Genomic DNA, 12,002 nt, shown 5'->3' with positions numbered 1-12,002 from the left:
CCACCACCGCGGCGCGCTGGCCCAGCACCAGCGCGCCGCGCGCGAACATGCCGGCGCGCAGTTTCTGGTCGGCATTGTCGACGCGCACATAGACCATGATGCTGCGCGTGCCCTCGCTGACCGCCGGGTTGATGCGCACCAGCTTGCCGGCAAAGCCGCCGGCGCCTTCCACTTCCAGCGCCACCGGCTGGCCCACCGCGGCGCGCGCCACCTCGGCCATCGGGATCGGCGCTTCCAGCTCCAGCACGCGCAGGTCGACCACATCGACCAGGCGCGTATCCGGCGACACCTTCTCGCCAGGCTGCACCGCGCGCGCGGCCACCATACCGTCGAGCGGCGCCTTGACCACGGTGTCGGCCAGCGCCTTCTGCGCCACCGCCAGCCCGCCTTGGGCAGCGTCGAGGTTGGCGCGCGTCACCGCCAGGTCGGACTGGTACTTGTCGAAGGCGGTCTGCGAGATAAAGCCCTTGCCGACCAGTTCGCGGTTGCGTTCCCAGGTCTGGCGCGAATTCTCGAACTGGCCGCGCGCGGCCAGCATCTGCCCGCGCGCCTGCGCGGCCCGGGCCTCGTATTCGGCCGGGTCGATGCGCACGATGACCTGGCCGGCGCGCACCGGTTCGCCCTCGCGCACCAGCACCTGCTTCACCTCACCGGAGACCTTGGCCTTGACCGAGGCCTGGTTCAGCGCGCGCAGGCTGCCCGACAGTGGTAGCGACAACTGCAGGTCCTGGCGCGCCACTTGAACCAAGTCTGTCTGCAGGAATTCGACGCCGCTGGCCTCCTCAGGTTCAAATATCCGATGCGAACTTCTAGCGGTGCGCACGTAGGTCACAATGCCCAGCACTAAAAAAGTGCAGCCAATAGTGACTAGGAGGTTCTTTCGTTTCATGTCGGCCTTTTGGACGGTTACTGGCTTTGGCGGCAACCCCTTACCCATCCTTCAAGGCTTGCCCGAACATATCGTCGCGGAAATACTCTGCGACACCTCGGGACTTCTTTTGCGTCACTCACGCTCAGTCCCTTACCAAAGGGGTGATCACGATAAGCACCCGCCAGCACACCGCTCTTAGGCCTGCGACTTGGTACCCCCAACGAGAACGCACAACGGTGCAAGCCCGGTGAATTTAATGACCCGCTATACACAGAACCTCTCATTCCAAATTATCTGCCGCACCATAATAATCTGTCCGTCAGTCAGACCCGAATTGCGCGTAGGGATTCTCTGATAGATCATCAATCTGATGGCGCACGGTAAAGCGCAACCTTTTAGGGCTGTCGAGCGCCGAGTATAGAAGGTTCTCATTAACGCGCAATCCCTCGTAGGTACTTCCGTATGCTTCCTTTGTGCTGGAATTGGCTTTCAAGTGGCCGGCCTGCTCAATCACCTCCCATTCGTGACGCAGGGCAAGATCGGACCCGACCGCAAGAGGCCGGGATCACTAGAACCTATGAGGAATCGCCGGAATACATGTAGCCACAACGCACATCCTTGCGGCCGCGGCCCGCCCACAACGCGGGCGAACCGAATTCAATCTGGACACAATATGAATGCCCACGTCAGAGACGGATCCCTTCGTTGCCAACAACTCGCGGCCGGCTTCACACTACCACAGCATTGAGTTGCTTTTCAGGTTGCAGGCCGCAACGTGTGGCTTGGCCCGAGGGCGAGAGCCGCACGCTGTCGCTCTATCCGATGCTGTCAGCAAGGTCATGCATTGCGAGGAGTGCGCGGCGCGGTGTCATCAGACTCACAGACGTTAGTTCGCCGAGTCAGGGATCTGCCGCTGTTCGAGTACCGCGTTGTGCCGCACTTCCCGCGGCGTGGGGTGTGGTGCGGCCAGTGCGGCGGCCCCCGGCTTGAACGGCTGGAATAGCTCGGGCGCGATCAACGCGTCCCACAGCCCGGCTGGCACAAGCTGCGGCCATTTGCTTACGCAGCTGCACGGTGCAGGCCGTGGGCGCCTTCTACGAACTGGGCTGGCGTACCGTCAAATCCATCGACAAGGCACGCCTGCGCGAGCCTGTGGTCGACCAATCCCTTATCTGGCTACGGACGATTCACCCTGCGCAAGCGACATCGCTACACCACAGTGGTCATCGATCCGATCGGACGTGCTCCGGATCGGAAAGGGCCACTCGCGCGAGACGGCATCAACGTTCCTCGAGCAACTCCTAACCGGACGCGGCCAAGCGCGTCGCGGCAGTCGCCCATCGACATGACGACCGCGTACGAGCTGGGCTTCGGAAGCGCCTATGACCTGTTCCAACGTCGTGGCCAAGTACGGGCGCGAGGCCCTTGGCCGGGTTCGCGTCGACCAGGCCAATCGCCTGCGGCACGATCACAGTACCAGGCGGGTGCTCAAGTCCACGCGCTGGCTGCTGCTGCGCAACCCGCAGAATCAGAGTGCCCCTCAGGAGGTACATCCGCTGCCGGCAGCCGTTAAACACGGAGGGGATCAGCAACACGATTAAGGTCATCAAGCGCCATGTCTACTGCTACCCAGACCAGGAGTATTTCTTCCTCAAAATCCGCGGGGCCTTCCCCGGAATTCCTCGTTGAACCAAACAAAATGCCTAAACAGGACGGCAACCTTGGCATGTTTGTCGAAATGGTGTTGCCATGGTTTCGCGGTCACCAATGTAGCAGCAAAAGTCTGCTTTACGACAAAATCGTCGTCTTTCCAACCAATAGTCGCCGCCATTGATCATATAGCGACATACCAATAAATAAAGTAAAGAGTGCCTTTACTATATAAGCAAACGGATCATTGCTAATTGTCTCGATCAAAATGCGCACAGCCTATCGAGACCCAGCCAAAGCCCGCAGCCAGTACCGAAGGCCCGAATAGTCCACTCATGCCGGGCGCGTTGAAGGTCCACGCCACCCCTCATAGACATTCAACGGCCCACGATCGGCTTGTCATTTCCTTCGAAGTCCCCGCTCTCAATCAATCCATTGAGTTGTGAGCATTTATGTGTTTAGGTTTGGCACGCATGTTGCTCTATGTACTTGCGGCGCGTCGATGTGGAAATTTACCTAATGCCACATAATTTCGCTGCATTTGGACCACAAATCACACCAAAAATACGGAACATATTATTAGCCTGGAGATCAATAACTTGGACAAATCAAACTCCTCCATGAGGATTTTCCCAGACGCCGCCCCCTTCAAAAACACAAAAGCGAAAACATTAATCGCACTCAGAGCAGCCGCCTCTAAATTCGACGTTTATCCGCTTCATCGTGTGACGCATGCACAATGGAGCACAAGTTCCACAAAGATTGTCAAATTAATAAAAATTTCTTTCGGAATATCGGATCCTCTAGCAGTTAGATCTAGCGCAGCATCCGAGGATAGTCTGGAGCAATCCAAAGCCGGCCAGTACCTTTCTGTATTAAATGTCCGTACCGATGAGCAACTGATTCAAGCAATAGATGATGTGTTCTCTTCGTACGGCACCCTATTGCCATCCGACGAGGTGTTCGTCCAACCGATGGCCAAAGATATCGCGGTAAGTGGCGTTGTCATGACATGCGACCCTGAATCTGGCCTTCCATACTATATTGTTAGCTACGATGAGAGCGGCGATACTACAGTTGTGACTTCTGGTGGAAACGGCACCCGCACTTACATATTTGTACCGGGCCACGATGCACCGGAGCCTCTCCGGCGTTTGGTGCCAGCAATAGAAGAAGTGATCGAAATTGTTGGCATTAAAGAGGTAGATATCGAATTCGGGATCTCGAATAATGGAACCGTGGTGATCTTCCAGGTACGGCCCATAACAGCCCCGCGGAGATGTGGATACAGCGCAGGCCACCTTGCCATGCTTCTCCAATCACTGAATGGCGTTGAAGCGTCGATTGAGGACGTCAACAGCTTCAATAACCGCCAGGGACTCGTAGGGGAAGTTCTTGGAGTCATGCCGGATGTGAACCCCGCCGAGTTGATAGGAACTAAGCCACGGCCATTGGCCGCCTCCCTCTTTCGTCACCTGTTCACTAATACCGCGTGGGCTTCCGCGCGGGCAAATTTCGGGTACCGAGATTTGCGCGCAGTTCCCCTAATGCATATGATTGGCGGCACACCATATGTTTCTGTATCAGCAAGCGTCGCCTCTTTTCTACCGGCCGCATTGCCCAATTCCATAGCAAAAAAAATCATCACCGATGCTCAACGCAATTTAATTCTTAAGCCAGAGCTTCATGACAAAATAGAATTTCGCGTTGTTCCAACTTGCCTCAAACCAAGAATGAGGGACGGTCATTGGCGCGAGCTATTCCCAAGCCTTTCTGAGAACGAATGGGCATCGTACCTAGACCTGCTACGTGCTTTAACGAACCGCATTATCACTGGCGATGACCTCTTTGATCGTGCTAGACACGGCATCGAAGCGTTAGAATCCACTGCAAAATTTACAAATTGGAATGAGGACCACGGATTGCTTGATGTCCTGTCGCTGATCGAAAAAGTGCACGTGCATGGCACAGTGCTATTCTCTGAGATTGCGAGAGCGGCCTTCGTAGCGACGGACATTCTCAAGTCATTAGAGTCTGAGAAATTGCTTCGCCCGGGGTTCCTGGATGCCGTCGTGCGCGCCTCCGACTCCGTTGCAGCCCAACTAGTAAACGATTTTTTTGCACTACAGCCTGCAGAATTTTTAAATTTGCACGGCCATATTCGCCCTGGCACATACGAGATCACCGTTCCTCGATACGACGATCCTATTAGTAAATACTTCGACTGGATGAATCGCACCATCAAAGAGGAGACGACAGAAGTATCCGCCATTGACTTAGCTCTGTCACCTGCCCAGATATCGGCCCTTTCTTCCGAGTTCGATCGAACCGGCTACGCTTTCGATTGGCCGATATTTGAAGCCTTTGCAATGAAGGCGATTCAGGGCCGTGAACGCGTCAAACATTCTTTTAGCCGTCTAATTTCGGACGCCTTGGAGATGCTCGCACTCGTTGGAGCAAATCTTGGTCTTAGCAGAGACGATCTGTCGTTCCTTACGATGCCCGACATTGCATTCTCTTTAGAGATTCGCTCCAATCCTTCGACCTTTCTGCGGTCTGCAGTCGAGAGAAATCGACAGCACTGGGAAACAACCAGATATCTCCGCCTTCCTGATCTTTTGTGCTCCCCAAAAGACATCTTCGGCTTCCATGTCTTCCACTCCCGCCCGAGCTTCATCACCGCGCTCACAGTTGAGGGGCTTGTGACGGATGTACATGGTTCGTCGTTCAAGGACAGCATCGTTTTTATGGAAAATGCTGACCCCGGTTTTGACTGGATATTCACGCACGGCGTCAAGGGATTTATCACGAAGTACGGTGGCGAAAATTCACATATGTCAATCAGAGCGCGTGAACTTGGTGTTCCCGCCGTTATCGGCGCCGGCAGCCGCTTTGAGCAATGGCGGAACGCACGCGTTATTCGACTCGAATGTGCAGCTCAACGCGTCCAAGTTCTCAGTTAAGCTATGGAAATGGAAGCGATGTCTGAACACGGAGTACGGCGATGCCCTCGCCGCATTAGAACGCTCCCACGAGCGGCCTTATCGAAACTCGTGAAGACCTCATAGCCAAGTTGCTTCGCTTGGCCCTCGGCAGGCACACTGATCACGGCCCGCCGAGGGGCGGTCAGCCCTTCGACTCCATATTCCAGGATGATTTCGCGCAACAGGTCGCCCTGATGCTCTCATAGGGTAGGAGGTAACCAGCGTGATAAATCCGATACCATGATCGAACTTACTCAGCAAGGCGAACGGTCAATACAATTGTAATCGCTAGGTGATGTCAGGCTCATGTTGACATCATGAGCGTCGCCAACTGAGGTGCCCGTTTGATTTGGAAGCGCGTGAAAATAAACAAATCGATGGCGGCGATGATCACTCAGCCGTTATATGAGGGATTCTAGTCAGGCACGGGGTCAAGCCCATAAACACTTGGAAACTCATATGTGTCCCGCCGTTCTCAATACGGGCTCCCGAAGCGGTTAGATTTATCGAAAACTTCATAGAATGGAGAATCACCTCACCGGAACTGGTCAATACTTGGCATATCCCCCACGCTGACTTCGATCACCGTCGGTACACTCGTCGTTGAGATGGCCCGACGTAATGCGAACCGCAGTCCTTCGGGAGAGTCCGTTCGGAACGCTTGTGCACCAAAGCTTTCCGACAAACGGCAGAAATCTGGATTTCGAAGATCAGTTGCTATAATTCTACCGCCGTAGTCGTTGACTTGCATCTGGCGGACATTTCCAAAACAGTTGTTATTGAAAAGCAGAACGATCAGAGAAATCTTATGCTGTACAGCAGTGGCTAGCTCTTGAACGGCAAACATGAACCCGCCGTCCCCCGTAATAGAAACCACGGGTACGTTTGGCTTTGCAACCTTCACTCCGAGCGCAGTCGGAAAGCCATATCCGAGTGTCCCCTGATAGCCGGTAGATATGTAAGTGCGGGGACTGTATACAGGATAAACGATGCGACTCGCAAAGCCAACCTGGGTTAATTCGTCTACAAATATTCCATGTTCACCTATTTCTTCACGGATAACCTTCAGATAGCTCAATTGTGGTTCGAGCACCGCTGAACGCGCTTCCCATGCGGCTTTGACTTCCATCAATGCAGTTTCTCGTGGACGTCGAACGGCATTGTATTCTTCAAGCCTTCTCAGCAAGAGTGGCAAGGCTTGCTCTGCCCGAGCCGTAATTTCGCACTTCGGCGTAAAAAATCTACGATGTGTGGTCGGGTCAACGTCAATGCGAATAATATCCGGCCGATGTGTCCGAATCCATTTTTTTGCTGGTATTCGCATGTTGGTACCGATGGCCAGAACAACATCGGTTTTTCCCCAAAGGTCCTTCGCGGCAGGCAGGTGCAGGGAGAGATAGCTACGGGCATCCACAACCCCCATACCGGTACGATATGCCACGACCGGTGCCTGTAAGACCTCCGCTAACTGCCGGACCAATGTGCTCGCGCCTTGCGCACCGCTTCCGACAAATATCATTGGAGCAACAGAGGCACCTAGCACTTTGGCGACCTCTTCGATAGCTTCCTCGTCCAGAGGAGGTTCATAGGGAGTCCGTAGTTTGAGTTGGGGATCGGCGGGAGCCGTGCTGGCTAACACGTCCATTGGAATCTCCAGCCCAACTGGTCGAGGTCGACCCGAAAGCATCTGGTGAAAGGCTTCACCGATCAAGATCGGAATCTCCGATGGGGTGTGAGCAGTTGCTACCCATTTGCTAAGGGAACGCAAGATTGAGAGCTGATCATTAATTTCATGCAATTCACCCCAACCTCTTCCTATTGCCGCTGAGTTTATCTGACCGGTCAAACACATCAGCTTTGCGTTAAGTGCGTACGCCGTTGAGATCGCGGCGGTTGAATTGAGAAGGCCTGGCCCCGGAACAACGTTGAATACCGTGGGCAAATCGCTGACCAGAGCATGACCGAGTCCCATATATGCCGCACCTTGCTCATGTCGAGTGTGAATTATCCGGAATTTTTCTCGATGATCGAAAAATGCATTATAGAGCCAATCGTTCTGCATGCCAGGTAGACCGAATACCGTCCTTATTCCGAGGTTATGCAAAGAAAGAACTGCTGCCTCACCACCCGTCATAGCTCTCATAGTCTTCAGCCCTCCAGAAGCGTATCCAATAATGCGAGTAATCTCGTGTTGTCACCTGGTGCACCGACCGTGATTCTTATGCAGTGCGGCAGATCGAATGCGGGACGTACCATGACCCCGTTCCCAACCAAGAGCCCTGCCAGTTCCTCAGCGTTGAAGCCTTTGGGACAGCGAACCATGAGAAAGTTTGCCTGGCTTGGTGTCACCTCCAGATTCAGGGCTTTTAGCCCGGTCGCGAGCCTGAGCCGCTCGGCATGGTTGTTATCGACGGTGCGCTGCAAGTGAACCCTATCCCCCAAAGCGGCAATTGCAGCATCCATTCCTGCTGCGCTTAGGTGAAAATTTCGTTTCCGCTTCTTCACACTCTGAGCTATCCGTTGCGGCGCGATCCCATAACCGATGCGCATACCAGCCAAACCATAAGCCTTGGAAAAGCTATGAACAATCACGACATTTTGATCGTCGAGGACATGCCGTATAGCATCAGGAAGGCCTTCTTCTGTAGCAAATTGATAATACACCTCATCATATATTACGGTGACATCATCCGGAATTTTTCCCAACACTGTACCCAACACACTTTCCCCAAACCAGGTCCCGGTCGGATTATTTGGATTACAAAGATATAGCAACCTGGTATCCTTGTTTATCCTGCGTAGGATTGCATCGACGTCCAAGCGGAAATCCGATCCAATCAGCGGTACTCTGTCTATCTCGCATCCCTTATTTGCAAGAGATTTTGAATATTCACTAAAACACGGCGGACATATGATGGCACGTTGACCAGGCTTAATCAGCGCATCTTCCACTAAAGACAGTACTTCGACACCGCTGTTTGCCGAGAAAAATTGCGCGCTTGTAAGGCCTCTACCATGAAAGGCAGCTAGGGCGTCGCAGAGCTTTTTGTCGGTGCGTTCTGGATAGCGATTCGCAGAGGCAATTGCTAGTTTCGCGGCATCAACTGCTTTGGGTGATGGGCCAAATGGGTTCTCGTTTGAGGAGAGTTTCGTAATCTGCATTATTTCTTCGTCCGCCATCATTTCATCAAATGATTTACCATTTATAATAGTGAAATAGGAGATATTTCACTATTTCAGCGCTGGATACCCGATAACGACTCGGAAAAGTGGACTAATCTTTCCTCCGCTGGATTGAACTTCCCCCTCGATAATTCATGAGCATTATGTTCGCGGAAGTGCCTTGTGTGTGCCGTGTGTCCACACGAAATTGATTCGTCCGCTTGATGCCGGATGAGTTCAAGCTCAATGGAGAATATCACTCAACATACGACTAAGAATATGGCAAGGCATAATCAACGAGGCTTGCGCAAAGGGCCTCCTTTATTTGCGGCGATGCTGGATACCGCTACACTTCCTTATCCCATGCCCCCTCGGGATGCACTAAAATTTCTACACTTCTTAGCTTGACCCTAGCCGCTTTCTTTTCAAGCCAAGTCTTTATTGTAATTGCTCGGTGCGAGGTCGGTAAAATGATCCGTTTTCAAGACGCCATGAAGTTATTTCATGGAACGAACATTTACTGATATTTTTACGGACTATCTTCGTCAGGATAGCCGTACGCGCGAACCCTGCTGACCTTGAGATATTGTGGTTGCCTCGATCAGGGGCCAGCGGTCAGGCGTTGTCGATCGCCGGCATAAAGGAACCGGGCATCTTCGGCGTAATGGAGCCAGGCGGAGTCGCCTGGATCGGGCTCGAACGGGGTCTCAAGAATGGCGCGGACGGCGGCATGCCCCAGTGCCTGGGCCAAGTGGCTCTTGCCGGTACCGCACGGTCCGGCGATCAAGATGCAGGCCTTCTCCTCAATGTAGCGGCCGGTGGCCAGGTCATAGACAGTCGCCCGGTTCAAGTTTGGCAGGCGGTCGAAGTCGAAGCCCTCCAGGGTCTTCTCCCCGCGGAAGCTGGCGCGGCGCACGCGTTGGCTGAGTTTCTTCTGGTCCCGGCGAGCCAGTTCGTAGTGGACAAGCAAGGCGAGGAAGTCGGTGTGGGCCAACTGACGCTCGACGGCTTCGCGATTGCGTACTTCCAGCGTGTCGAGAACGCCAGACAGGCGCAGTTGCTTGAGGGCGGAGGAGAGTTCGGGGATCGGATTCATGGGATTCAATGAAGAAGCAGCGTCTGGGTGTCGCGGCAGAAGCGGCCGCCTTGGGCGTAGGTGGTGGCCAGCGTGCTGACCGTGGGCGCTGGTTCGAGATCCAGCCCCCTTGGCCAGAATCTGCTTGACCGCGCCGTAGTTGGGCGTGCCGAAGTGGTTGGCCCGCCGGCAGGCGGCTTCCAGCCGTTCGTCGCTGCATTGCTGTGCGAACCGCAACAGGCCTTGGACAGCACGCAACTTGATCAGAACTCGATCGCCGAACAGCACGCGCACCAGAGCGGAACAGGACGGACCGATGCGCTTGGCCTCGCGCAAGCACCACTGGACATCGTGCAATTGCCAAGCCTGTGCCTCGGGTGGCAGATGGTCGGTGACGGGACTGCGGGCGCCGAGCGCACCCTGTCGCAAGTGAGTAGCAAGCAGGATGTATTCCTCATACAGATGCACCATCGTCGCCGTAGCCTTGAGCCACACGACTTGCCGGCCAGACGGAACGGCGCCGAGTAATAAGCCCGCTCGAACTGAACGTGACCATCCCGGTGTGCCGTGGATGCGAGTGCCGGCCTCGGCCATGACCCAGGCGCGCACCTGGCGGTTGGCATCGGCGAGGTCGCGGAAGTCGCGCAGCGGCCCGAAGCTGTTCTTTACGTACTTGACTCCCGATTCCACGATACCCTTCTTCTGTAAGCGGTCTTTTAAGGGCGTCCCTTCCGGCCGCCGGCGGTATCCGAAGACGGTTGAGGGCTTGAGCCTCCAGGGCAGCAGAGCCTCGTAGTCGTCGGCTGTCTGTGCGTGTGGCAACGCCTTGAACAAGGCAACGAGATACTGATACGAATCGACGTCGTTGGCCTTGCAGGTTTCCACCAGCGAGTAAAGACTTGCGCTGGCGTTGGCACCGGCCACGGTGTCGCAGAAGAGGAAGTTTCTCCGTCCGATCACGAATGGCCTAATCGCGTTCTCGCAGGGATTGTTCGAGATCGGCCAGGTTCCGTTCTCGATGTAGCGCACGAGCTTTGGCCACTGCCCATGCAGGTAGTGCAGCGCCTTGCCGAACAGGCTTTGCGGCAGCACGGTATGCAGATGTTGCAGCAGCATTGTTTCGATCTCGGCCAGCAGCGGCTGGCTTTGTTCGGCGCGAACCTGCTGCCGTTGTTCCGGCTTCATCTTGAGCGTGTGGCTTTCGATGGCAAACAGCTTGCCGATGCGCTGCAGGGATCCGGTGACCGGGTGGTCGGGGCGCTTGTCCTTGGGCAAGGCTTGCTCCGCCTCGACCAGGTAGCGGCGCGCGTGTGCCCAGCATCCGAGATGCACCAACTGATAGGTGTTTGAGACGTCGTCGTATGGTGCATAGCCGTCGGTCATCAACACCGCCCCAGGCTTGATACCGGCATAGAGAGCCGTAGCCTGCTTTGTCTCGCGTGTCGGGCTATAGGCAAACAACCGTACCGGCGGCCCCGTGCCATTCATCTGCGCCCATAGGAAGCTCTTTCTCTGGGCAGGCCTGCCGGGCTCCTTGAGCACCTGTACCGTTGTCTCGTCACCGTACACGACGTCTGCTTCCAGCAGATGGTCGCGCAGCAGGTTGACGACTGGCTGCACCGCTTGGCCTACTCGCACTATGCTTGCGGCCAGGGTGCCGCGAGAGAGGTCCCCGCCGAAGCGATGCAGCAGCGCTGCCTGGCGGTACAGCGGCAGGCCATCCTGATACTTCGAGGTGATGCACCAGGCCAGCGCCGATTCGGTAAGGAGTCCCTTGGGAATAATGCGCGCCGGTGCCGGCGTTGTCTTGATGCCGCCGTCGCAGCATGGGCAGGCGTACTTGACCCGCTGGTGCTGGATCACGCGGACCTGCTGCGGCACGATGTCGAGCTGTTCGCTGACCTCGACGCCAATCTCGACCAGAGTCTGGCCATCGAGGGGGCTGACGCGTTCCGACTCGGGTAGTTCGTGACGAACCTCGACACGGGGCAGCGCCGGATGGAGCGGCTTGCGGCCACGCTTCTTGCGTTTGTGTCCGGCCACTTCGGTCTCGGGCGTACCTTCTTCTTCCTGCGCTGGCTGCGCGGCCGCCGCCAAGGCTTCGGCTTCATTGAGGAACAAGTCCTTCTGCTCCGAACCTCGCGCCTCGCTCTTGGCGGCGAACAGCTTACGCTGGAACGCCTTGAGCTGTTCCAAGAGCAGGTCTCGCTGGACCGTCATCACACGCAGCTCGCCCTTGATTGCCTCGCGTTCCGCGAGG

The 12,002-nt window shown here is 55.5% G+C and carries 5 protein-coding genes and 1 pseudogene; 2 read left to right on the top strand and 4 right to left on the bottom strand.

What is annotated here, in order from left to right:
• Nucleotides 1-889 (bottom strand): efflux RND transporter periplasmic adaptor subunit (locus MKD38_RS29645; protein ID WP_371925758.1); only part of this gene is annotated, 889 nt, incomplete at its 3' end.
• Between the two features lie 687 nt (nucleotides 890-1,576).
• On the opposite strand from MKD38_RS29645, the pseudogene MKD38_RS29640 reads away from it, so the two are divergent.
• Both MKD38_RS29640 and MKD38_RS29635 read left to right on the top strand, forming a co-directional pair.
• A pseudogene (locus tag MKD38_RS29640) lies at nucleotides 1,577-2,560 on the top strand (transposase).
• A 560-nt stretch (nucleotides 2,561-3,120) separates the two neighbouring features.
• Nucleotides 3,121-5,484: a PEP/pyruvate-binding domain-containing protein gene (locus MKD38_RS29635; RefSeq protein WP_197714832.1), complete on the top strand. Its 2,364-nt coding sequence runs from the start codon at nucleotides 3,121-3,123 to the stop codon at nucleotides 5,482-5,484.
• 556 nt (nucleotides 5,485-6,040) lie between these two features.
• Here the strand turns inward: MKD38_RS29635 and MKD38_RS29630 are convergent.
• The 3 genes from MKD38_RS29630 to tnpC all read right to left on the bottom strand — a co-directional run.
• Nucleotides 6,041-7,639, bottom strand: coding sequence for a thiamine pyrophosphate-dependent enzyme (locus MKD38_RS29630; protein WP_012354697.1), 1,599 nt, complete (start codon nucleotides 7,637-7,639; stop codon nucleotides 6,041-6,043).
• A gap of 14 nt (nucleotides 7,640-7,653) precedes the next feature.
• Nucleotides 7,654-8,685 (bottom strand): pyridoxal phosphate-dependent aminotransferase, encoded by a 1,032-nt coding sequence (locus tag MKD38_RS29625; protein WP_240988740.1) that lies wholly within the window; start codon nucleotides 8,683-8,685, stop codon nucleotides 7,654-7,656.
• Nucleotides 8,686-9,268: 583 nt separating this feature from the next.
• On the bottom strand, nucleotides 9,269-12,002 hold a 2,734-nt coding region (tnpC, locus tag MKD38_RS31185; protein ID WP_371925757.1), incomplete at its 5' end, for an IS66 family transposase.

It is taken from the genome of Cupriavidus sp. WGlv3, assembly GCF_023952475.1.
GTDB lineage: Bacteria > Pseudomonadota > Gammaproteobacteria > Burkholderiales > Burkholderiaceae > Cupriavidus > Cupriavidus phytorum.
This window is presented reverse-complemented; position numbering and strand designations above follow the sequence as displayed.